Origin of the sequence: Bacillus sp. FSL M7-0558 (genome assembly GCF_038003245.1) — a bacterium.
Taxonomy (GTDB): Bacteria; Bacillota; Bacilli; order Bacillales; family Bacillaceae; genus Bacillus; species Bacillus pumilus.
Genome location: NZ_JBBOOU010000001.1, coordinates 2,949,841 through 2,971,565, shown reverse-complemented (window position 1 = coordinate 2,971,565; position 21,725 = coordinate 2,949,841). Strand labels below are relative to the sequence as shown.

24 protein-coding genes and 1 riboswitch are annotated in these 21,725 nt (G+C 39.4%); of the genes, 22 read left to right on the top strand and 2 right to left on the bottom strand.

The window, feature by feature from the left end; all coding sequences use genetic code 11:
* The 18 genes from MHB79_RS15180 to sufB all read left to right on the top strand — a co-directional run bounded on the left by MHB79_RS15180 (nt 1) and on the right by sufB (nt 14,533).
* On the top strand, nt 1-1,176 hold the full coding sequence (locus MHB79_RS15180; protein ID WP_335343202.1) for an acetyl-CoA C-acetyltransferase: 1,176 nt from the start codon (nt 1-3) through the stop codon (nt 1,174-1,176).
* Nucleotides 1,177-1,190: 14 nt separating this feature from the next.
* On the top strand, nt 1,191-2,972 hold the full coding sequence (locus tag MHB79_RS15175; RefSeq protein WP_003213312.1) for an acyl-CoA dehydrogenase family protein: 1,782 nt from the start codon (nt 1,191-1,193) through the stop codon (nt 2,970-2,972).
* Between the two features lie 109 nt (nt 2,973-3,081).
* The gene (locus MHB79_RS15170; RefSeq protein WP_003213086.1) at nt 3,082-3,438 is read left to right on the top strand and encodes an arsenate reductase family protein; all 357 of its coding nucleotides are present in this window, start codon (nt 3,082-3,084) and stop codon (nt 3,436-3,438) included.
* Nucleotides 3,439-3,504: 66 nt separating this feature from the next.
* Entirely contained in the window at nt 3,505-3,888 is a 384-nt protein-coding gene (gene gcvH, locus MHB79_RS15165) for a glycine cleavage system protein GcvH (RefSeq protein ID WP_003213614.1), read from the top strand.
* A gap of 44 nt (nt 3,889-3,932) precedes the next feature.
* Nucleotides 3,933-4,169 (top strand): YusG family protein, encoded by a 237-nt coding sequence (locus tag MHB79_RS15160; RefSeq protein WP_003212882.1) that lies wholly within the window; start codon nt 3,933-3,935, stop codon nt 4,167-4,169.
* A gap of 128 nt (nt 4,170-4,297) precedes the next feature.
* Entirely contained in the window at nt 4,298-4,642 is a 345-nt protein-coding gene (locus MHB79_RS15155) for a toprim domain-containing protein (protein ID WP_003213068.1), read from the top strand.
* A 12-nt stretch (nt 4,643-4,654) separates the two neighbouring features.
* Nucleotides 4,655-4,957 (top strand): thioredoxin family protein, encoded by a 303-nt coding sequence (locus MHB79_RS15150; RefSeq protein ID WP_003213095.1) that lies wholly within the window; start codon nt 4,655-4,657, stop codon nt 4,955-4,957.
* 120 nt (nt 4,958-5,077) lie between these two features.
* The gene (locus MHB79_RS15145) at nt 5,078-5,419 is read left to right on the top strand and encodes an SCP2 sterol-binding domain-containing protein (RefSeq protein WP_003212918.1); all 342 of its coding nucleotides are present in this window, start codon (nt 5,078-5,080) and stop codon (nt 5,417-5,419) included.
* Nucleotides 5,420-5,521: 102 nt separating this feature from the next.
* Nucleotides 5,522-5,630, top strand: a riboswitch (SAM riboswitch).
* A gap of 154 nt (nt 5,631-5,784) precedes the next feature.
* Nucleotides 5,785-6,810: a methionine ABC transporter ATP-binding protein gene (locus MHB79_RS15140; RefSeq protein ID WP_212045520.1), complete on the top strand. Its 1,026-nt coding sequence runs from the start codon at nt 5,785-5,787 to the stop codon at nt 6,808-6,810.
* Complete coding sequence (locus tag MHB79_RS15135; RefSeq protein WP_024423401.1) at nt 6,803-7,471, top strand: methionine ABC transporter permease; 669 nt, start codon at nt 6,803-6,805, stop codon at nt 7,469-7,471. Before MHB79_RS15140 ends, MHB79_RS15135 begins: the two co-directional genes overlap by 8 nt.
* A 14-nt stretch (nt 7,472-7,485) precedes the next feature.
* Complete coding sequence (metQ, locus tag MHB79_RS15130; protein ID WP_003212678.1) at nt 7,486-8,307, top strand: methionine ABC transporter substrate-binding lipoprotein MetQ; 822 nt, start codon at nt 7,486-7,488, stop codon at nt 8,305-8,307.
* Between the two features lie 104 nt (nt 8,308-8,411).
* Nucleotides 8,412-8,780, top strand: a complete 369-nt coding sequence (locus MHB79_RS15125; protein WP_003212803.1) for a carboxymuconolactone decarboxylase family protein — start codon at nt 8,412-8,414, stop codon at nt 8,778-8,780.
* A 215-nt stretch (nt 8,781-8,995) separates the two neighbouring features.
* Nucleotides 8,996-9,133: a hypothetical protein gene (locus tag MHB79_RS15120; RefSeq protein ID WP_162839378.1), complete on the top strand. Its 138-nt coding sequence runs from the start codon at nt 8,996-8,998 to the stop codon at nt 9,131-9,133.
* Nucleotides 9,134-9,344: 211 nt separating this feature from the next.
* Entirely contained in the window at nt 9,345-10,130 is a 786-nt protein-coding gene (gene sufC / locus MHB79_RS15115; RefSeq protein WP_003213654.1) for a Fe-S cluster assembly ATPase SufC, read from the top strand.
* 18 nt (nt 10,131-10,148) lie between these two features.
* Nucleotides 10,149-11,462 carry a Fe-S cluster assembly protein SufD gene (sufD, locus tag MHB79_RS15110; protein WP_050944088.1) on the top strand — a complete coding sequence of 438 codons (1,314 nt, stop codon included), beginning with the start codon at nt 10,149-10,151 and terminating at the stop codon, nt 11,460-11,462.
* Nucleotides 11,462-12,682, top strand: a complete 1,221-nt coding sequence (locus MHB79_RS15105; protein ID WP_003213010.1) for a cysteine desulfurase — start codon at nt 11,462-11,464, stop codon at nt 12,680-12,682. The genes sufD and MHB79_RS15105 overlap by 1 nt, the downstream gene beginning before the upstream one ends.
* Nucleotides 12,672-13,118, top strand: a complete 447-nt coding sequence (sufU, locus tag MHB79_RS15100) for a Fe-S cluster assembly sulfur transfer protein SufU (protein WP_003212941.1) — start codon at nt 12,672-12,674, stop codon at nt 13,116-13,118. Before MHB79_RS15105 ends, sufU begins: the two co-directional genes overlap by 11 nt.
* Nucleotides 13,119-13,135: 17 nt before the next feature.
* Nucleotides 13,136-14,533 (top strand): Fe-S cluster assembly protein SufB, encoded by a 1,398-nt coding sequence (sufB, locus tag MHB79_RS15095; RefSeq protein WP_003213112.1) that lies wholly within the window; start codon nt 13,136-13,138, stop codon nt 14,531-14,533.
* 71 nt (nt 14,534-14,604) lie between these two features.
* Here sufB and MHB79_RS15090 read toward each other — a convergent pair whose 3' ends face one another.
* Nucleotides 14,605-14,751 carry a recombinase XerC gene (locus tag MHB79_RS15090; protein ID WP_340990617.1) on the bottom strand — a complete coding sequence of 49 codons (147 nt, stop codon included), beginning with the start codon at nt 14,749-14,751 and terminating at the stop codon, nt 14,605-14,607.
* Between the two features lie 810 nt (nt 14,752-15,561).
* On the opposite strand from MHB79_RS15090, the gene MHB79_RS15085 reads away from it, so the two are divergent.
* The gene (locus MHB79_RS15085) at nt 15,562-15,774 is read left to right on the top strand and encodes a hypothetical protein (protein WP_340990110.1); all 213 of its coding nucleotides are present in this window, start codon (nt 15,562-15,564) and stop codon (nt 15,772-15,774) included.
* Between the two features lie 93 nt (nt 15,775-15,867).
* Here the strand turns inward: MHB79_RS15085 and dcm are convergent, their stop codons facing one another.
* A complete protein-coding gene (gene dcm / locus MHB79_RS15080) occupies nt 15,868-17,043 on the bottom strand; it encodes a DNA (cytosine-5-)-methyltransferase (RefSeq protein WP_340990108.1) in 1,176 nt (391 codons plus the stop codon).
* A gap of 162 nt (nt 17,044-17,205) precedes the next feature.
* Here dcm and MHB79_RS15075 point away from each other — a divergent pair, with 162 nt between their 5' ends.
* The 3 genes from MHB79_RS15075 to MHB79_RS15065 all read left to right on the top strand — a co-directional run bounded on the left by MHB79_RS15075 (nt 17,206) and on the right by MHB79_RS15065 (nt 21,373).
* A complete protein-coding gene (locus tag MHB79_RS15075) occupies nt 17,206-18,144 on the top strand; it encodes a type II restriction endonuclease (protein WP_340990107.1) in 939 nt (312 codons plus the stop codon).
* Nucleotides 18,145-18,390: 246 nt separating this feature from the next.
* A complete protein-coding gene (locus tag MHB79_RS15070) occupies nt 18,391-20,025 on the top strand; it encodes an AAA family ATPase (RefSeq protein WP_340990106.1) in 1,635 nt (544 codons plus the stop codon).
* A 28-nt stretch (nt 20,026-20,053) separates the two neighbouring features.
* Nucleotides 20,054-21,373 carry an LlaJI family restriction endonuclease gene (locus MHB79_RS15065; protein WP_340990105.1) on the top strand — a complete coding sequence of 440 codons (1,320 nt, stop codon included), beginning with the start codon at nt 20,054-20,056 and terminating at the stop codon, nt 21,371-21,373.
* Nucleotides 21,374-21,725: the final 352 nt, after the last annotated feature.

Genomic DNA, 21,725 nt, shown 5'->3' with positions numbered 1-21,725 from the left:
ATGAGAGAAGCAGTCATTGTCGCTGGCGCGAGAACACCAGTAGGAAAGGCGAAAAAAGGATCGTTAAAACATGTTCGGCCTGATGATATGGGCGCATTGTGTGTAAAAGAAACATTAAAGCGTGCTGGTGATTACGACGGACAGATAGATGATTTGATCATCGGATGTGCAACACCAGAAGCAGAGCAGGGGTTAAATGTGGCTCGGAATATTGGAGCATTAGCAGGACTTCCGTATACAGTACCTGCCATCACCATCAACCGCTACTGCTCATCTGGTCTTCAGTCAATCGCTTATGCAGGTGAGCGGATTATGCTCGGTCAGGCAGAAACGATCTTAGCTGGAGGAGTCGAATCGATGTCACAGGTGCCGATGATGGGTCATTCCATTCGTCCGAATGCTCAATTGGCAGAACAAGCGCCTGAATACTATATGAGCATGGGGCACACGGCAGAGCAGGTGGCGCAAAAGTATCAGGTCACACGTCAAGAACAGGATGCCTTTGCGGTAAGAAGTCATCAAAAGGCAGCCAAAGCATTACAGGAAGGAAAATTTTCAGATGAAATTGTCTCCGTTGATGTAACAGAGCGGCGGGTAGGGGAGCAATATCAATTAGAAGAACATCAATTTAAGTTTTCACAGGATGAAGGCGTGAGAGCAGGGACAACGGAAGAGATTCTTTCTACTTTGCGTCCGGCTTTCTCGACAAAAGGCACGGTGACCGCAGGAAACTCTTCACAAACAAGTGACGGTGCTGCGTGTGTGATGATGATGGATCGTGAGAAAGCATCCTCACTTTCCCTTCAGCCGCTCGCCAAGTTCCGGGCGTTTGCTGTTGGCGGTGTACCGCCTGAGGTGATGGGAATCGGTCCAATTGAAGCCATTCCGCGTGCGCTGAAAATCGCTGGACTTGAGTTGAAGGATATCGGGCTGTTTGAATTAAACGAAGCGTTTGCCTCTCAGGCCATTCAAGTTATTCGTCATTTAGGGATTGATGAAGAGAAAGTGAATGTCAATGGCGGGGCAATCGCGCTAGGACATCCGCTCGGCTGTACAGGAACGAAACTGACACTGTCACTCATTCATGAAATGAAGCGGCGAAACGAGCAATTTGGCATCGTCACAATGTGTATCGGCGGGGGCATGGGAGCAGCAGGAATTTTTGAATTGATCTAAAGGGGGAAAACAGAATGAAAGCAATGGAAGAGGTAAAAAAGGGTGGAAGCTTCTTAATTGATGAGACGAATTATGAGCATATCTTTACACCAGAGGATTTCTCTGATGAGCATCAAATGATTGGAAAGACAACAGAGGATTATATTTTACAAGACGTTGTTCCATATATAGATCAAATTGAAAACCATGAATTTGAGCATTCCGTCAGGCTTCTCAAAAAGGCTGGAGAGCTTGGGCTGCTAGGAGCTGACGTGCCTGAAGAATTCGGCGGGCTCGGATTAGATAAAATCAGTTCAGCCATTATTACCGAGAAATTCTCCAGAGCAGGGAGCTTCTCGCTTTCCTATGGCGCCCATGTCGGCATTGGGTCTCTGCCCATCGTGCTGTTTGGAAATCAAGCGCAAAAGGAAACATATCTTCCTGGACTCGCTTCTGGAGAAACAATTGCAGCGTACGCCCTCACTGAGCCAGGATCAGGCTCTGACGCCCTTGGAGCAAAGACAACTGCGGTCTTAAATGAAGCCGGAACTCATTATGTGCTGAATGGGGAAAAACAGTGGATCACAAACTCCGCATTTGCCGACGTCTTTGTCGTATATGCGAAAATTGATGGTGAACACTTCTCTGCTTTTATCGTAGAAAAGGATTTTCCAGGTGTCAAAACGGGACCTGAAGAGAAAAAGATGGGCATAAAAGGTTCATCGACAAGAACGTTAATTCTCGAAGATGCTCAAGTGCCGAAGGAGAATTTACTAGGTGAGGCTGGCAGAGGTCATGTCATTGCCTTTAACATTTTGAATATCGGACGCTACAAGCTGGCTGTCGGAACAGTTGGTGCGTCAAAACGTGTCATTCAATTATCGGCAGAATATGCAAACCAACGTAAGCAATTCCAAACGCCAATTTCTCGATTTAGCTTAATTGGTGAAAAAGTAGCCAACATGTCGGCAAAGCTCTATGCGATGGAAAGTGCTGTTTACCGCACAGTCGGATTATTTGAACAGCGCATGGGTCTATTAAGTGAAGAAGAGCAAAAGGATGGCAAACAAATTGCGCAATCCATTGCAGAATATGCGATTGAATGCTCTCTTTGTAAAGTGCTTGGCTCTGAAACTTTAGACTATATTGCGGATGAGGGCGTGCAGATTCACGGCGGATATGGATTCATGCAAGAATACGAGGTCGAAAGAGCCTATCGTGACTCGCGGATTAACCGTATTTTTGAAGGGACAAACGAAATCAACCGTCTGCTTGTACCAGGCACATTCTTGAAGAAAGCGATGAAGGGAGAGCTTCCGCTGCTTCAAAAGGCGCAAACCTTACAGGAAGAGCTCATGATGATGATGCCGGAAGAGCCAGGTGATCAGCCGCTCGATCAAGAAAAATACTTGCTCGCCCATGCGAAAAAGATCGCCTTAATGGTATCTGGAATGGCGGCGATGAAGTATGGAAAAGCATTAGACAAAGAGCAAGAGATTCTTGTGAACATAGCGGATATCGTCAATGAAATTTTTGCTGCTGAATCGGCGATTCTGCGTACTGAAAAGGCAATCGCTGCATCAGGGCTAGATAAGAATACTCAAAAGCTTGCTTACACACAAATTTTCACGCAGGAAGCCTTCTTAAAAATTGAAGCTCATGCAAAAGAATCCTTGATCGCGATGGAAGAAGGAGATGCACTCCGCATGAGTCTGTCAGCTCTTCGCAAACTGACAAGATTCACCCCGATCAATGTCATCGCCAAAAAGCGCGAAGTGGCGAAACGAATCTTTGAAGCAGAGAAATATATCGTATAAGACGGCTGAAAAGGTGCGGGTATCACTCCGCACCTTTTTTAAGCATACATTTAGGTTTTTAAAATATTTTGTGATAAAATGTTCTCACTACTTGCAGGAGGTGAAAATAGTGGCTTTAGATTTTTATGAATACCCATCTTGCGGTACATGCCGAAAAGCAAAAAAATGGCTGGAAGAACACAATAAAGATATCAACAGCATACATATCGTCGAAGAGACGCCTGATAAAGAAACATTAAAAGCGCTTTACGAAAAAAGTGGCTTAGAGCTGAAGAAGTTCTTTAATACAAGCGGACAGAAATACCGAGAGCTACAGCTGAAAGATCAACTTCCTGCAATGTCAGAAGGCGAGCAGCTAGAATTACTCGCATCTAACGGAATGCTGATCAAGCGCCCGATTACAACAGACGGTAAACGAGTCACAGTTGGATTTAATGAAGATACATTTAAAAGCGTCTGGAAATGATGTAACTTTCATTCAGATTGTGGTATCTTCAATATAGATTGAAAGAAAAGACTGGAGGGGTATTGAATGAGCACACCAAAAGATTTACGTTATTCAGAAGAACATGAATGGGTCAAAGTAGAAGGAGATAAGGTGCGTATCGGTATTACGCATTTTGCTCAATCTGAGCTAGGCGATATCGTGTTCGTTGAGCTTCCTGAAGTAGGAGACAAAATTACAGCGGACGAGCCTTTCGGAAGTGTAGAATCAGTGAAAACAGTTTCTGAGCTTTACGCACCGATCAACGGTACAATCGTCGAAGTGAACGATGAGCTGGATGACAGCCCTGAATTCGTCAACGACTCTCCATACGAAAAAGCATGGATGATCGTGGTAGAGCCAGCTGATACATCTGAAATTGAGAACTTGATGACTGCTGAGCAATATGAAGAAATGACAAAAGAAGACTAATTCACGTGAAATTGGACACTCTACCTTTATGGGGGGTGTCCAATTTGTCTTTTCAAAAAGAACATGTGGATATAACAGATCATGTCACTGGACGATTCAAAGAAAGCGGCATGGTGCTGTATCATCAAAATGAAGAGATTGGCACGATGATTAGTGAAAACCAATATGAGTTAAAATCAGGTTATTCCTATGAGCAAAATCGTTTTTATCGTCTGACGGATACATTGACCCACGGAACAGAAAAATATGTAGACTGTGATGATGAAAATGGCTGGTGCTAATCACAGATGAGGCTGCAGTGAGCATAAGCTGCAGTCTTTTTAGTGCAAGCGCCCAATCTTTACAACCTGAATGAAAAATTGTAATCTAAGGGAGAAGTGAACAACGTCAAAAGGGCCGGGTGATCGTGATGAATGTAGAGGTAGAAAAGGTCATCATTGTAGAAGGTAAAACAGACAAACAAAAGCTAAAAGAAGTCATAAGTGAACCTGTTACCATCATTTGCACCAATGGCACGATCAGTACATCGAAGCTGGATCAGCTCGTAGACGAATTATTGGGGAAAGACGTTTACATATTAGCAGACAGTGACGATGCAGGCGACAAACTGCGGAAGCAATTTCGAAAAGAATTCCCTGAAGCATTTCATCTTTTTGTCGACAGAACGTACCGCGAAGTGGCCGCTTCACCGTCAGCCCACATTGCATCTATCCTATTAGCTGCAAACATTGATGTTCATTCGAAATATTTATGAGGGTGGACGTATATGAAAGAGATTGAAGAACACGAATTCAAGGAGATAAAGGACGATTTATTTCTTTTATACTTATATACACCGTTTTGCGGAACATGTCAGCTGGCAAAGAAAATGCTGGCTGTCGTAGACACCATGCAGCCGGATGTACCTTTTTATGAAAATAACTTAAACTACTCACCAGGCTTTGCGAAGGCTTTTGAGATCGAAAGCGTTCCTTGCTTTCTACTGTTTAAAAAAGGTGAGCTGGTGCAAAAAGGCTATGCCTTTCACTCCGTACCATATCTTCATGAAATGATTGAAACCGCTAAATAAAGCGGTTTTTTGTCATATTTCAAGCAATTCATCTGAAAATTTGTCGAGTTATTTATAAAGGACAAGCGAATGTTTGTAGAGAAATGTTATGTATAACCAAATGACAGGGAGGTTATACATGTGGAAAAAGTGAAAACCCATGGAAACACAGGGCAGCGATTATTGCTAAAACCGCTGCTCTCATCATCATCCTTGAAGATTACATTTGAGGCGGAAACAGACTCTTGTACATTGATTGTGGATGAGCGTGGTGAAGTGAAGAAACTACCTGCAATTGAGTTATCGGATCTCATCTTTTATGGTGAGAGAAAAGAAATACTTCAATTATTAGATGGAGATATGTCCTTACAGCAGTTAATTAGCAGGGGACAAGTGAAAGTAAAAGGGTCATTCCGTGCGCTCCTAAGACTAGAGGCGGTACTTTGGCTGACGAACGGTTTTTTTCGAAAAATGATAACTTAGTCGTTTACTTGGAAATTAGCGATTTACAGCGTTGACATATCTCGGGTAGCATGATATTCTACGTTAGTAAAAACATGAACATCACATAAAACAACATATTTTCTCTTATTAAGAGAGGTGGAGGGACGTGCCCTATGAAACCCGGCAACCGTCAGCATAGCTGAAATTGGTGCCAATTCACTCAAAGCCGCAATGCTTTGAAAGATGAGAGAAAGGCGTATTGAACATAAAAGGCCTTTCTGCTTGCATTGCAGTTAGGTCTTTTTTACTGACCTCACGTCAGGCACGAGGCATGGCAGCAGGAAGAATAAATAACGTATGTGATGGCAACCTATAGATTCAGCAAGAAAGCAGGTGAACAGACTGTGATCCATTTACAGAATGTATCAAAAACGTACCACTCAAAAAGCGGAAATGTTGATGCCGTGAAAGACGTCAACTTGGATATTGATAAAGGTGAAATATTCGGAATTATCGGGTATAGCGGTGCCGGAAAAAGCTCGCTTATTCGCCTATTAAACGGTCTGGAGCTGCCAACAGCAGGAATTGTTGAAGTGGCAGGCAACCGGATCAATGAAGTATCGAATGCGAAACTTCGGAAAGCAAGACAAGAAATCAGCATGATTTTCCAGCACTTTAACCTACTTTGGTCAAGAACAGTGAGACAAAATATTATGTTCCCGCTTGAGATCGCAGGTGTACCTACATCGAAACGGAGAGAGCGTGCGAATGAACTGATTAAATTAGTCGGTTTAGAAGGAAAAGAAAATGCGTATCCGTCTCAGCTTAGCGGCGGACAAAAGCAGCGTGTGGGGATTGCGAGAGCATTAGCAAATGATCCAAAGGTTCTTCTTTGTGACGAAGCGACGTCAGCGCTTGATCCGCAAACAACGGATTCTATCCTTGATCTTTTAGCGGATATCAATAAACGTTTAGGGCTGACAATTGTGCTCATCACACACGAAATGCACGTCATTCGCAAAATTTGTCATCGCGTCGCGGTCATGGAAAATGGACGCATTGTCGAAGAAGGCGAAGTATTACGCGTCTTCAGACAGCCGAAGGAAGAGATGACGAAGCGATTTGTACAGCAGCTTGCTGAACCAGAGGAAGCGAAAGAAACAATCGAGCACGTCTTAGAGCGTGTAAAAGAAGGTCAGGTCGTACGGTTGTCCTTTATTGGCGATTCTGCCGAGCAACCGCTGATCACTGAAATCATTCGATCCTTCAATGTCGATGTAAACATCCTTCAAGGAAAGATTTCTCAAACGCAGGAAGGCGCGTTTGGAACACTCTTTATCCATATAAATGGAGAAGAGACCGAGGTAGAAAAAGCCATCGCCTATATCCAAAGCAAACAGGTTGAAATTGAGGTGATGACACATGTTTGAGAAATGGTTTCCGAACGTTGATCTAGACGTCATCTGGAGTGCAACAGGTGAAACAGTGTATATGACACTCATTTCATTGGCATTTGCTTTTGCAATCGGGATTATCCTAGGACTCCTGCTCTTCCTTACAGGAAAAGGCGGTCTTTGGGAAAATAAACCGATCAATGCTGTCATCGGTGCAGTCGTCAACATTTTCAGATCGATTCCTTTTATCATTTTAATTATTCTTTTATTAGGGTTCACGAAATTCTTAATGCATACAATTCTAGGTCCAAATGCAGCACTCCCTGCCCTTGTCATTGGGTCAGCTCCATTCTATGCACGTCTTGTCGAAATTGCACTGCGTGAGGTAGACAAAGGAGTCATTGAAGCAGCACGGTCAATGGGAGCGAAAACGTCGACCATCATTTTCAAAGTATTGCTGCCAGAATCATTGCCAGCCCTCATTTCAGGTATTACCGTAACAGCGATTGCTTTAATTGGCTCAACTGCGATTGCAGGTGCAATTGGAGCAGGCGGACTTGGTGACCTTGCTTATGTGGAAGGATACCAATCTGGTAATACAGATGTTACACTTGTTGCCACTGTGTTTATTCTCATCATCGTCTTTATTATTCAAATAATCGGTGATTTGATTACAAATAAAATTGATAAACGTTAAGGGAGGATTTATTCATGAAGAAATTGATTTTAAGTGCACTATTTCTAGCATTTGCAGGCATCTTAGCTGCATGCGGTTCATCTAATAACGCAAGTGATAGCAAAACCATTACGGTTGCCGCTTCAAAAACACCCCATGCCGAGATTCTTGAAGAAGCAAAACCACTTCTAAAAGAAAAAGGCTACGATCTAAAAGTGAAAGTACTTAGTGATTATAAAATGTACAACAAAGCGTTAGCTGAAAAAGAAGTGGATGCAAACTTTTTCCAACATATCCCTTACTTAAATGAAGAAAATAAATCAAACAAAGATTACAACCTAGTTAGTGCTGGTGCGGTTCACCTTGAGCCTTTCGGTATCTACTCTAAGAAATACAAATCAGTAAAAGATATTCCAAACGGCGGCACGATCATCATGACAAACAACGTAGCTGAACAAGGCCGTATGCTTGCACTATTGCAAAATGCTGGTGTCATTAAGATTGATCCTAAAGTTGATACAATCAACGCAACAGTAAAGAACATCAAAGAAAACCCGAAGAACCTAAAGTTCAAAAAAATCGCTCCTGAACTAACAGCGAAAGCTTATGAAAACAGTGAAGGCGATGCTGTGTTTATTAACGTCAACTATGCGATTCAAAATAAATTGAATCCGAAAAAAGATTCAATTGAACTTGAGCAAACAAAGAACAACCCATATGCAAACATCGTGGCGGTTCGCAAAGGTGAAGAAAAATCAGATAAGATCAAGACATTAATGGAAGTTCTTCACTCTGATAAAATCAAAGAATTCATCGACAAAAAATATGACGGTGCTGTACTACCGGTATCTGAATAACAATGTGTTAACCTCGCTTTCATCAAAGCGAGGTTTTTTTGTGTATTTTTTCAAATCTCGCTCATAATAAAAATGTACAAATGACCTGAAGGGATGGAATGAAGATGAATGAACAGCATATGAGCGGATCCATGCAGCAATCACTGACTGATTATAAAACGGCAATGGGTGAATTTCAGAAGAAAATGCCGGTGTTTGGGAAGAAATTCAATGAATTCACGGAGCAGTGCTTTCAGAGCGATTCATTAACGCAAAAGGAAAAACAAATGATTGCCCTTGGCATCAGTATTCATGCACAGGATGAATACTGCATGATTTATCATACAAAGGGAGCGCTCGACCAAGGCGCGACAGAAGAGAATTTGCTAGAGGTCGTCAGTGTGGCGGCAGCGTTCGGCGGCGGTGCTGCACTAAGTCAAGGCATCACAGTTGTTCAGCAATGTATTGACGAATTTGGAGGACAGACGCATTAAGGGAAGGATAAGATGGCATTTATCCATATCAGGGAGTTGAGTCCTTCTCAGCCGATTGCGTGAGAAAATATGCCAGCATAGCGCGTCATATCCCTTTTGAGTGAAGCCACATGTCTTTGATACAATGAAGCTACACTCAAAGAAGGGAATGGTTTATTATTTGTTCGGACCATAGTACACTGGGATTGGATTATACCGCCGAGATGGAAAAGGCCATGCATAAGGCTCATGGCATGAGCTATGCAGAGTACGAAAGAGACCATGACTTACGGATGAAAGTGGAATATAAACGAGAGCAGTCCTATCGAGATGAGAAAAGACAGCTCGCAAAAATGAATATACGAGGCTATTAAATAGCTAAGGGGCGGGGAGAACAGATTCCCGTCCTTTCTTTATGAAAACAGTCTTTTCGACATAAATCCTTTTATCTACCGGCTTTTTTTGTTAGAATTTTGAGAGCATCCTCTCACGCATATCGTGAATGTGTTGTATTCAGTTTTAATTTGTTATAAAATTAGAATGAGAATAAATTGAGAATAATGATTATTTTGGAGGTATCGATATATGACTGCTTCGACATTAACAATTAAGGACTTGCACGTTGAGATTGAAGGGAAAGAAATCTTAAAGGGTGTAAACCTCGAGATAAAAGGTGGAGAATTCCACGCAGTAATGGGACCAAACGGTACAGGTAAATCAACTTTATCTGCTGCCATTATGGGTCACCCTAAATATGAAGTAACAAAAGGTAGCATTTTGCTTGATGGCGAAGATGTACTTGAAATGGAAGTAGATGAGCGCGCTCAAGCAGGTCTTTTCCTTGCGATGCAATACCCATCTGAAATTAGTGGTGTGACAAATGCGGACTTCCTTCGTTCAGCTATTAACGCTCGCAGAGAAGAAGGCGATGAAATCTCTCTAATGAAATTCATCCGCAAAATGGACGAAAACATGGAGTTCCTTGAAATGGACCCAGACATGGCGCAACGCTACCTAAACGAAGGTTTCTCAGGCGGAGAGAAAAAACGAAATGAAATTCTTCAATTAATGATGATTGAGCCTAAAATTGCGATCCTTGATGAAATCGATTCTGGTCTTGATATCGATGCGTTGAAAGTGGTTTCTAAAGGAATTAACAGAATGCGCGGCGAAAGCTTCGGCTGCTTAATGATCACTCACTATCAGCGTCTACTGAACTACATCACACCAGATCACGTTCATGTCATGATGCAAGGACGTATCGTGAAATCTGGCGGACCAGAGCTTGCACAACGTCTAGAAGCAGAAGGCTATGACTGGATTAAAAAAGAGTTAGGAATTGAAGACGAAACTGTTGGTCAAGAAGCGTAAGCGTTAGGAGGATTATTGATGACATTAGAAACGAAATTATCAGTAGATCAAGATTATGTCAAAAGCTTCTCCGAGAAGCATCAGGAACCGGCATGGATGAGTTCCCTTCGCTTACAGGCTCTTGAAAAAGCAGAAGACCTTCCAATGCCAAAGCCTGACAAAACGAATATTTCTAAATGGAATTTAACCAATTTCAAACAGCATACAGTCGAAAGTGCGCCATTTGGATCATTAGAAGAGCTTCCTGAAGAAGTGAAATCTCTCATTGATTTAGAGGACACGGATAAGACAGTCTACATTCAGCGTGATCAAACGCCAGCATACTTGTCTCTTTCAACGGAAGCGAAAGACAAAGGCGTGATCTTCACTGATCTTCATACAGCGCTTCGCGAACATGGTGATCTAGTGAAGAAATACTTCATGACGGATGCAGTGAAAGTAGATGAGCATAAACTAACAGCTTTACATGCTGCCTTAGTGAATGGCGGAGCTTTCCTCTATGTACCAAAAAATGTAGAACTTGAAGCGCCAATTCAAGCCGTCTACCTGCATGAAAATGACGACACGACTTTGTTCAACCATGTCATCGTCGTAGCAGACGATCATAGTGCAGTGACATATGTAGAAAACTACATTAGTACAGCAAAACCTGAAGAAGCAATCTTCAATATCGTGTCCGAAGTGTTCACGGGAGCTAATGCCCGCGTCACATACGGCGCAGTAGATAACCTTTCAGAAGGTGTCACAGTCTATGTGAACAGACGCGGTATGGCAAATGGCCGTGACAGTAAAATCGAATGGGCGCTTGGCCTTATGAATGATGGAGACGTCGTGTCTGAAAACATCACAAAGCTTATGGGCGACGGGACATTCGGTGATACAAAATCAGTTGTTGTCGGCCGCGGGAATCAAACGGAAAACTTTACAACAAGCATCATCCACTTCGGTAAAAACTCTGAAGGGTATATCTTGAAGCATGGTGTGATGAAGGATCAAGCATCCTCTATCTTTAACGGAATTGGTAAAATCGAGCATGGCGCAACGAAGTCAAATGCCGAGCAGGAATCACGTGTTCTCATGCTGAGTGAAAAAGCACGCGGTGATGCAAACCCAATTCTATTAATTGATGAAGATGATGTAACAGCAGGGCATGCTGCTTCTGTTGGACGTGTCGATCCAATTCAACTCTATTACCTCATGAGCCGCGGGATTTCCAAAGAAGATGCAGAAAGACTTGTGATTTATGGCTTCTTAAATCCAGTCGTCAAAGAACTGCCGATTGAAGGAGTTAAAAAGCAGCTCGTTTCTGTGATTGAAAGGAAAGTAAAATAATGAATATCAAAGACGTTCGTGAGCAATTTCCAATCCTTCATCAGCAAGTGAACGGACATGATTTGGTGTATTTGGACAGTGCAGCGACTTCTCAAAAACCAAGAGTGGTCATTGATGCAATGAATGAGTATTACCGGTCTTACAACTCGAACGTCCACCGGGGTGTTCATACCCTTGGCACAAAAGCAACGGACGCATACGAGGGTGCGAGAGAGAAAGTTCGTGCATTCATCCGTGCTTCATCTGTCCAAGAAATTATTTTTACTAGAGGTACAACAACTGCACTAAACACAGTGGCGATCAGCTATGCTAGAGCAAACCTCAAAGAAGGCGATGAGATTGTCATTACGCACATGGAGCACCATGCAAATATCATCCCTTGGCAGCAAGCAGCAAAAGCAACTGGCGCCACATTGAAATATATTCCGTTACAGGAAGACGGCACGCTATCGCTGGAAGATGTGAAGCAAACAATCACACATCAAACGAAAATCGTCGCTGTCACACATGTTTCAAACGTTTTAGGAACCATCAACCCGATTAAAGAAATCGCCAAAATAGCCCATGATCATGGGGCAATCATTGTCGTCGATGGTGCACAAAGCACGCCGCATATGCAAATTGATGTTCAGGATCTAGATTGTGACTTTTTCGCATTCTCCGGGCATAAAATGTGTGGACCGACTGGCATCGGTGTGCTTTACGGGAAGAAGGACCTTTTGAATAATATGGAGCCTGCTGAGTTTGGCGGTGAAATGATCGACTTTGTGGATCTGTATGATTCTACTTGGAAAGAGCTCCCGTGGAAATTTGAAGCGGGAACACCGATTATTGCCGGAGCAGTTGGACTAGGAAAAGCGATTGATTTCTTAAATGACATTGGTATGGAGGAAGTCAGCCGTTACGAGCATCAGCTTGCCACTTATGCGCTTGAGCGCTTCAAGGAGCTTGAAGGTGCGACTGTTTATGGACCGCAGCACCGAGCTGGGCTTGTGACGTTTAATTTAGATGACGTCCATCCGCATGATGCGTCGACTGTTCTGGATACGGAAGGTGTCGCCATTCGTGCTGGACATCACTGTGCACAGCCGCTCATGAAATGGCTTGGTGTATCAGCGACTGCAAGAGCAAGCTTCTATCTGTACAATACAGAAGAAGAGATTGACGAGCTCATCGCAGCGCTCCGTAAGACAAAGGAGTATTTTACGAATGTCTTTTAATGTAAACTTAGACACACTGTATAGACAAGTGATTATGGATCATTATAAAAATCCGAGAAACAAAGGTGTGTTAAACGACAGCATTGTCGTCGATATGAACAACCCAACGTGTGGTGACCGCATTCGTCTCACGATGAAAATCGAAGACGAAAAAGTCATGGATGCGAAATTTGAAGGAGAAGGATGCTCCATTTCGATGGCATCTGCCTCTATGATGACGCAGGCGATTAAAGGGAAAGATATTGAAACAGCTTTGAAAATGTCTCAGATTTTCTCCGATATGATGCTAGGAAAAGAATACGACGATTCCATTGATCTTGGTGACATTGAGGCGCTGCAGGGAGTGGCAAAATTCCCTGCCCGCATCAAATGTGCAACATTATCCTGGAAGGCGCTTGAAAAAGGCGCATCTGCCGAAGATAACGGCAAATCATAAGATTGGAGTGAAAATGGATGGCTAAAAAAATGCCAGATGTTGGTGAATATAAATACGGCTTTTCTGATAAAGACGTTTCCATTTTCCGTTCAGAGCGCGGACTGACAAAAGAGATCGTTGAAGAAATTTCTCGTATGAAAGAAGAGCCTCAGTGGATGCTCGACTTCCGTTTGAAATCTCTTGAGCTCTTTTACAACATGCCGATGCCACAATGGGGCGGAGATTTAAATGCATTAAACTTTGATGAAATTACGTACTACGTAAAGCCATCAGAGCGCTCTGAGCGTTCTTGGGATGAAGTACCAGAAGAAATCAAAGAAACCTTTGATAAGCTTGGGATCCCTGAAGCAGAGCAAAAGTACTTAGCAGGTGTATCTGCTCAGTATGAATCTGAAGTTGTGTATCACAACATGAAGCAAGACCTTGAAGATCTAGGCATTGTGTTTAAAGATACAGACAGCGCATTAAAAGAGAACGAAGACATCTTCCGTGAGCACTGGGCAAAAGTCATTCCTCCGACTGACAACAAATTTGCTGCGCTTAACTCGGCTGTATGGTCTGGTGGTTCATTTATCTACGTACCAAAGGGCGTCAAAGTAGATACACCACTTCAAGCATACTTCCGTATCAACTCTGAAAACATGGGTCAGTTCGAGCGTACACTTATCATCGTTGATGAAGGCGCACATGTGCATTACGTAGAAGGCTGTACAGCACCAGTTTACACAACAAACTCACTTCACAGTGCGGTTGTTGAAATCGTCGTGAAAAAAGGCGGCTACTGCCGTTATACAACGATTCAAAACTGGGCAAACAACGTCTTCAACCTTGTCACAAAACGTACAGTATGTGAAGAGAATGCGACAATGGAATGGATTGATGGAAACATCGGTTCTAAGCTGACAATGAAATACCCAGCGGTCATCCTAAAAGGTGAGGGCGCTCGTGGTATGACATTAAGTATTGCCCTAGCAGGTAAAGGTCAGCACCAAGATGCAGGTGCAAAAATGATTCACCTTGCACCAAACACATCTTCAACGATCGTATCGAAATCGATTTCCAAACAAGGCGGTAAAGTCACATACCGCGGAATCGTTCACTTCGGACGTAAAGCAGAGGGTGCACGCTCAAACATCGAGTGTGACACACTCATCATGGATAACAAATCAACATCTGATACGATCCCTTACAATGAAATCTTAAACGACAACATTTCATTAGAGCACGAAGCGAAGGTATCAAAAGTATCAGAAGAGCAGCTATTCTACTTGATGAGCCGCGGAATTTCTGAAGAAGAAGCAACAGAAATGATCGTCATGGGCTTCATCGAACCATTCACAAAAGAACTACCAATGGAATACGCCGTTGAAATGAACCGTTTGATTAAGTTTGAGATGGAAGGTTCTATTGGTTAATAAATAAAAACCTTTAAATATCAAGGATTTGAGAGGATTTCATATCGTGCCAGTTTTGTGCCGAGTTGAAATTATCTTTTAGTGTAGGAGGCGAACTTTTTTAGTTCGTCTTCTTCAATTTTTTCAGTAATATCAAGATAAGTGTCGGCAGTTGTTTTGATGGTTTTATGACCCAAACGATTTGATACATATTTAAGGCTTGCACCTGATTCAAGCAGTAGAACGGCATGAGTATGCCTAAAGCCGTGAGTGCCTTTTTAATCAACACCAGCTTTTACAGTAACCCTGCATGGTATCACGAATAGTAGAAGGTGTTAAATAATGACCGTGACAATTATGAAAAATGATACCATCTTCATTTTTGTGAAATCTTTCATTTTCTAAAATTAATTCATTTTGCTTCAATTTGTGTATATGTGGATTCCTTTACATTAGCTTTTTTATATTTGTTCAAGCCAATTTTTCACAAACTCATCAAATAACAAATTTCTATCGTTTATTGTTTGTCCATAATATTTTCTTTCTTCAACTTTATCTGCTTCAATTTCTTCTTTTTTGTTTTAAATGTTCCAAGGCTTACTAATTTTCCACTAGCTAACTTTCTGAAGTTCGCCATGTTTCTTCTTCCCTTTCAATCCTTTAAAACTATTTCTATAACTCTTTTTATTTTTGCATTTTCTTCTTTTGTCAAAAACCTGTCCTGAAAAAATAATTGATTATTAGAATCCAGTAAAAAATCAAGTAGGAAAGGCTCTTGTTCTTGCTCTGATAGTGTTCTTTATCTTCTTTTTCGTTTTTTATTTTCGAAAAATCAATCGGGTCAATATATCCTGATGCCACCATTAAATCTTCGTATGGAACTTCTAAGCTATCTGATAGTTTTTCTAATACTTCAATAGATGGCTTCTGATGTGGAGTGGAAGGAGTTATTTACTGAAACATAGCTTTCATTATCCAGTGACCAAAGTAAAAATGAACAGTAAAAAAACAAAGAGCAACCTCTTTGCTTGGAATGACTAAGGCTCTAGTTGAATTATCTGTTACTTCCAACGGCTGCACCTAACGAAGAAGAATTAGCAGATATATTAGAAGTAATTGAGGATACATCACATGCCTTTAACTTAGATATGGACAAGGTATTAAGAGTAAAAGCCGATAAGTTAGAAAAAACAGGCGGTTTTTATGAAGGTATTATTTTAGAAAAAGTTAATAGAGTTAGAGTAGTTTTAGTGGAGAAATGAAAGAAGCCCTTCTCGAAAAAGAAGGGTTCTTGTCTTTTGAAGAAGCATGGGGAGACAGCTATAAATAACAATTAATCACCAATCCCTAGAATTTTATGCTTGGGTTAGAATGTTATCAGTTACATATCGGAAGCCTACACTATTTTCTATTGCATCCACCATATTTTTTGCTATAGCCTCAACCACTGGAACTGCAACTGAATTTCCAAATTGTCGATATGCCTGAGTATCTGAAACAGGAATTATAAATTCCTTTGGAAACCCTTGTAACCTTGCACATTCTCTTGGTGTTAGTTTTCGGGGGTTTTTCCCTTCCCCTTGATTAATCAGTATTTCACTACCATCTTTATAATAACGGGCACTAATGGTATTTGTATATGGACTATCTTCGGTAAATAATGAAAAGCCGAAACCATTTCCTTTTTTCTTGTGCTCCTCTTTACGACGTAAATGCCCCTCATATAGACGGTCAGAAATAGTATATTTTTCATCTACATGTTCTTCTAAAATGTTCCCAACTCTGGTTGGTTCATCAGTTGGTTTCGGAAATTGAAATGCAATTTCTCTACCTCCTAATGGATTGTAAAATCCAACAATGTAAATACGTTCCCTGTTTTGAGGAACCCCAAAATCTGCTGCCCGTAAAACCCTATAGTCTACAGTATAATCCAAATCTTCTCTTAAAACTCGAAGGATTGTTTCTAAAGTTTTTCCTTTATTGTGTCCCTTAAGCTGCTTCACATTTTCTAATAAGAAAGCTTGTGGCCGTCTTTTTTCTATAATACGAGCAATATCAAAGAAAAGAGTCCCCCTCGTATCCTCAAAGCCCTTTTTAAGTCCTGCTTGTGAAAATGGCTGACAAGGGAATCCACCCAATAAAATGTTATGCTCTGGGATCTGTTCAGTAGGAATTTGTGTAATATCGCCTTCGGGTTCATCTCCATAATTCATTTTGTATGTTTTAGCAGCAAACTTATCCCATTCGGAAGCAAATACAGAGAGCCCACCTTGTTTCTGAAAAGCTAACCGTATTCCACCAATTCCTGCAAATAAATCTATCATCGTAAACTTAGGATTTTCAGGCGGGGGAAATTGAGGCTTTTCTGGGAAATCCATGATGGCTTTGACTTCTATTGAAGAGGGTACGGATTCACCATTTTCCCAACGTCTTAAAGTTCTATCACCATTTCTCCCTAGACCAAGTGCATCTGCTAGTTCTTTTTGTGTAAGTCCTAATCGTTCACGTTTTAATTTAATCTCTTTGTGCATTATAAATCGTGTCTCCTTAGGGACAGGTTGTCCTATTAATGACACAAATTATACCGAACATTCTTTCGTTTGTCTACAGTCATTTGTAATTAGTTCATAAGGCTTAGTTTTCGTTGGAGAATTATGGTATGTTAAAAGAGAAGCGATTAGGAGGTTATTTTATTGAATATCGATCATTTTAAAAATCAAATCAAAAGTAATAGAAATGCTCTTATTCCCAAGCCAAGAGACTTAGTAAAAGTAGCATTACAAAATTCTCCTTACTACCATAAGGACATATTCTTTTTTTTAGAAAATGCCACTGAAATTCTCTATGGACTGAGAGCTGAATGCTGGGATATATACTTAAAGCATGAAAAACAATTTAATATCAAAATGGGGAAAATTTTGGTTCAGAAAGACTCTGATATTGGTAACAGTCAAAATAACAATGCCGAAGAGATTATAGGAACTTTTTTAGAAAAATATAGCGACCATCTTTTTGAGTTATCGAAAAGTAACACGAATTCTAGGCGCGCTCGAGCAGGAAAAGAATTTGAAGCAATTATAGAAGCAATTTTGTTGCGTTCAGGTATCTTTTTCGATGACCAAGGGGTTATAGGGGCAAAATTATTTGAAACTGAACGCTTAGGAAAGCTTGTCGATTGTGTGGTACCTGGTGTTATTGAATATAACTTGGAAAAAAGAAAATGCTCCTTAATTTCAATGAAAACAACATTACGTGAAAGATGGCAGGAAGTACCTGAGGAAATGAAACGGACAGGAGCCCAAGAAATGTTTTTGCTTACACTCGATGACAATATTTCGAAAAATACGATTGAAAGCTTAGCTTCACATAATATTACTTTGGTCGTCCCAGATGAATTAAAATCAAAAAACTATAAAGGATATCTAAGTGTTTATGGTTTAACTCAATTTCTTTATGAATTAATTGATCGGAATCAGTCATGGGTTAAACGTACAGATTTACCAAGAAGTTATTACGAAGATAAACTGAAGACCATTACATTACGTCTTGAAGATATTATCGACCCTTATGAACGTAATATTTTCAAGGAACTAGAAAAATTCTGTCTTCAAAGAATAAATAATAAAATTTGAGTTAGATAATTGTAATTTTATCCAATAGGTAAGTTTCCTTTTAAAAGATCAGGTTAATCTTCTGCATGTGTTACTTGGTCAAAACATATTCAATAATTCAGCCTCCTTTGTTTTCCGATTTGAAATAAAAAGCCAACATTAAAGATATTTGGTAATACTGGATTAATTATTGGAAACTTTTAAAACAAATTATATAATAAGAGTATTCATCTTCATTTTATAAAACAGAAATTGGAGGATATGTTAGTGCTTAAAGACTTATATCAGTTAGCTATTGACTCAAGGGATCATTATCGTAACACATTTGTGAATGAAGATTTTAAGTTGAATAGGGATTTTAAAGAGAGATTTGCACAGGTATTAGAGTCACACAATACAACAATTCAGTATTATGATTACTCTGCGGAAATAACCCCAAGCTCAACTAATAAGATATTTTGCCCAAATCAATGGTTCTATATCGCTACATTCGTTGTAGAATTTTGCTCTGAATTGATTAAGTATAAGGGGATATTAGTAAACCTATCTGAGTCAAATGTTAGTGGTATGAGCAGAAGACAATTTTTTGAAAAAGTTAAAAATCTAAAAGGTAAAAATATTGATGATTTTGCTCCTGATATTAAAGAGGCAATTTTTAAATATTTTAATGAGGACGAAACAAGTGCTGAGTATTTATGTCGTTTTCTAACAGATTATTCTTGGTGGTTTGGTAGTAAAACAATTGACAGACATCAAGATTATTATAATTCGCCAGTACTAAGTTTACTTGGTCTAGTTGCTGTTAGCCAAGGGTATATAGCGGATATTGTTTATCACATGGCCTCTGACCAACAGCTATTGGAGTATTCTCGTAATTTACAAGTGCAAGGCTTCAGGAAATCAACGGATTCACCTGCAGAAAACTTAATAGTTTATGGGGCACCAGGTACAGGGAAAAGTAGGTATTTAGAAGATAATTTTTCAAATATAATGCGAGTTGTTTTCCATTCTGAATACTCTTATTATGACTTTGTAGGTAGCTATAAACCTACCCCTTTATATAAAAACTCTGATGCTTTATTACATAGAATAAACGGAGATGTCTTCGAACTAGGTGAACCATTTATTGATTACCAGTATAACCCGGGTCCGTTTATCAAGATTCTAATTAAAGCTCTTCGAAATCCTAATAACAAATACACATTGCTTATAGAGGAAATAAATAGGGCTAATGCACCCACGGTTTTCGGTGATATCTTCCAACTGTTGGACAGAAAAGGAGATGGAGCAAGTCAGTACAAGATTGAACCAAATGAAGACCTGAAAAATTATATAATGTCACTTTTAGATATTAAACATCTTTTTAAAGATGGCTTATTTATTCCTGAAAATATGAGTATTGTTGCAACTATGAATAGTGGTGACCAAGGAGTGTATGTCCTTGACTCTGCATTTAAACGACGTTGGAAGTTTAAGTATATGCCTATAAAAGAAAGAGGTTTCGTACATGAAAAGAATTCTGTAAATTATGCAGGGGAAACATTTGAGTGGAGAATAATCCTTACTGTTATAAATTCTAAACTTAAAAATTTAGGAATTAACGAAGACCGTTTACTTGGACCATTCTTTATCAGTCCAGAAGAGATAGAGGACTCAAACAGTTTTACTTCAAAGTTATTAATTTACCTTTGGGATGATGTTGTACGATACAAGAGAGAGAATTTTTTTGATCCTGATATAAGGACATACTCTGACTTGGTAACAGGTTTTGTTTCAGGTGTTGATGTAATGAATATTAAAAACGAAATCAATAAAGTTTTAGAGAAGGAACAAGAGTTACAAGCAAATGAAGTCGATGTTGAACAACAGCTTTTAGAAGAAGAAGAGTTAAGTGAAGAATAAAAAGGCAGAATTTTGGTGGGATATTTGAGTGAAACAGGTACCAAATTACACAACTAAAATTGAATATATTGAATATATTAATGATTATCCACAGGAATTTACCGACCAGTTAATAAATAAAGGGATTTGTAGAGTCAGTGAAAACAAAATTAAATTTATAGCGACTGGGGTAATAATCTATAAAAACTCTTTGATCATTATTTTTCCTAAGGCATATAAAGTTCCAACGGAGGATGAATTACTAAAAGAACATATTCAGATTCTTTTTGACGTTTTGTTAAGATACAGAAGGGAAGCAAAACTCACTCCTGAGGAAATGAACTTGCTTGGTGTGGAAAATGGCCAACTTAATGGTAACCTTTTTACTTCGTATCGTCTTATTCAGGATTTCATCCAAAATGGACTATTAATGAAGGAAATAAAGATAAAGGACTCAACAAATTCAGGACACATTGATTGGTCAGCAACAATAAATAAAAAGCAACCTCTGATTTCGAGAGGATCTGTAATTTATGCAGACCCTATCTCTAGAAAAACAATTATTGACCGTCAACATCAATTATTAGTTATACATAAATATTGCGTTTATAAAAGCTTAGAAAAATACGGGTGGCTTTTTGGAGTTACATCAGACGATGCTAATCTTGATGTTACAGAGCTGAATTGTGACATTAATTATGCAATAAGTTTCTTAACTACAGAGCTAAATAGTACCTTTATTGAGAGAGAAATAAATATTATTAAAATGATTATGAACTTTTTATTAGGTATTGAACAAAAAGATCGTGAGGAAAAAATAGAAACATTAGTTACACCTTACTTTCAAAATGTATGGGAACAAGTGTGTAGCACGATCTTTAATAACCAGTATAAGATTCTCAAAAAAATAATACCAAAACTAAAATGGGAAATTGATAGCCCTGCAATAGTCCAGCCTCAAAGACCTGACATAATTATGTTGAGGAGAAGGACGATGTATATTCTTGATGCTAAATATTATAATACTTATGTTAATCTACCAGGATGGCATGATGTAGTAAAGCAACTATTTTACGCCATCACTATTTTTAATAATATTAATTCAAAGGACTTTAGGTTACATGACAAAAAGTTAGAGAAGAAAGTAAAAGAAATTATAAAGGTTGAAAATATATTTCTTTTTCCATCAGAAGAAGAAGAGCCTATAAAATATGTTGGGAAAGTGAATATTGAGAGAAATCAGGATTTTGAAGATATTAGGGCTTATAAATTAAATACTTTTTTTGTAATGAAATGTTATATAGGGAAAGGGAATTACGATTATATAAATTCATTGGAAAAGATAACAGCCTGTCTTAACAAAGAATAAAAACAACTGAAATTTTAATAAGAATTTAAACGTATTAATTCCTAAGCATAATTTAGTGTCTATAAAAACAGTAAAAAGATATAAGAAAAACCGCTTAACTAATTAGTTAACGGTTTTATCATTCTAAATTATATAAAACTAAATGTTTCTTCTCATCATTCAAGCTACTGTATATTAGCAACTTAATATTTAGTTTGGCTTTTTGACCATTTATTAATATTGGCATGATTTGAAAATTTATGAGCGATACCCTAATTTTATACGGCTTTAACCATGCCAAGAAAGTGCCAAGTTGAAATTATAATCCATTTCAAACTATTTGAAGAAATGCCTATATATCAAGGGTTTGAGT

Excerpts from the sequence above, each read along its gene's own strand:
- MHB79_RS15180 (WP_335343202.1), top strand. The coding sequence starts at position 1 with ATGAGAGAAGCAGTCATTGTCGCTGGCGCGAGAACACCAGTAGGAAAG.
- MHB79_RS15175 (WP_003213312.1), top strand. The coding sequence starts at position 1,191 with ATGAAAGCAATGGAAGAGGTAAAAAAGGGTGGAAGCTTCTTAATTGAT.
- gcvH (WP_003213614.1), top strand. The coding sequence starts at position 3,505 with ATGAGCACACCAAAAGATTTACGTTATTCAGAAGAACATGAATGGGTC.
- MHB79_RS15155 (WP_003213068.1), top strand. The coding sequence starts at position 4,298 with ATGAATGTAGAGGTAGAAAAGGTCATCATTGTAGAAGGTAAAACAGAC.
- MHB79_RS15150 (WP_003213095.1), top strand. The coding sequence starts at position 4,655 with ATGAAAGAGATTGAAGAACACGAATTCAAGGAGATAAAGGACGATTTA.
- MHB79_RS15135 (WP_024423401.1), top strand. The coding sequence starts at position 6,803 with ATGTTTGAGAAATGGTTTCCGAACGTTGATCTAGACGTCATCTGGAGT.
- metQ (WP_003212678.1), top strand. The coding sequence starts at position 7,486 with ATGAAGAAATTGATTTTAAGTGCACTATTTCTAGCATTTGCAGGCATC.
- MHB79_RS15125 (WP_003212803.1), top strand. The coding sequence starts at position 8,412 with ATGAATGAACAGCATATGAGCGGATCCATGCAGCAATCACTGACTGAT.
- MHB79_RS15120 (WP_162839378.1), top strand. The coding sequence starts at position 8,996 with ATGCATAAGGCTCATGGCATGAGCTATGCAGAGTACGAAAGAGACCAT.
- sufC (WP_003213654.1), top strand. The coding sequence starts at position 9,345 with ATGACTGCTTCGACATTAACAATTAAGGACTTGCACGTTGAGATTGAA.
- sufD (WP_050944088.1), top strand. The coding sequence starts at position 10,149 with ATGACATTAGAAACGAAATTATCAGTAGATCAAGATTATGTCAAAAGC.
- MHB79_RS15105 (WP_003213010.1), top strand. The coding sequence starts at position 11,462 with ATGAATATCAAAGACGTTCGTGAGCAATTTCCAATCCTTCATCAGCAA.
- sufU (WP_003212941.1), top strand. The coding sequence starts at position 12,672 with ATGTCTTTTAATGTAAACTTAGACACACTGTATAGACAAGTGATTATG.
- sufB (WP_003213112.1), top strand. The coding sequence starts at position 13,136 with ATGGCTAAAAAAATGCCAGATGTTGGTGAATATAAATACGGCTTTTCT.
- dcm (WP_340990108.1), bottom strand. The coding sequence starts at position 17,043 with ATGCACAAAGAGATTAAATTAAAACGTGAACGATTAGGACTTACACAA.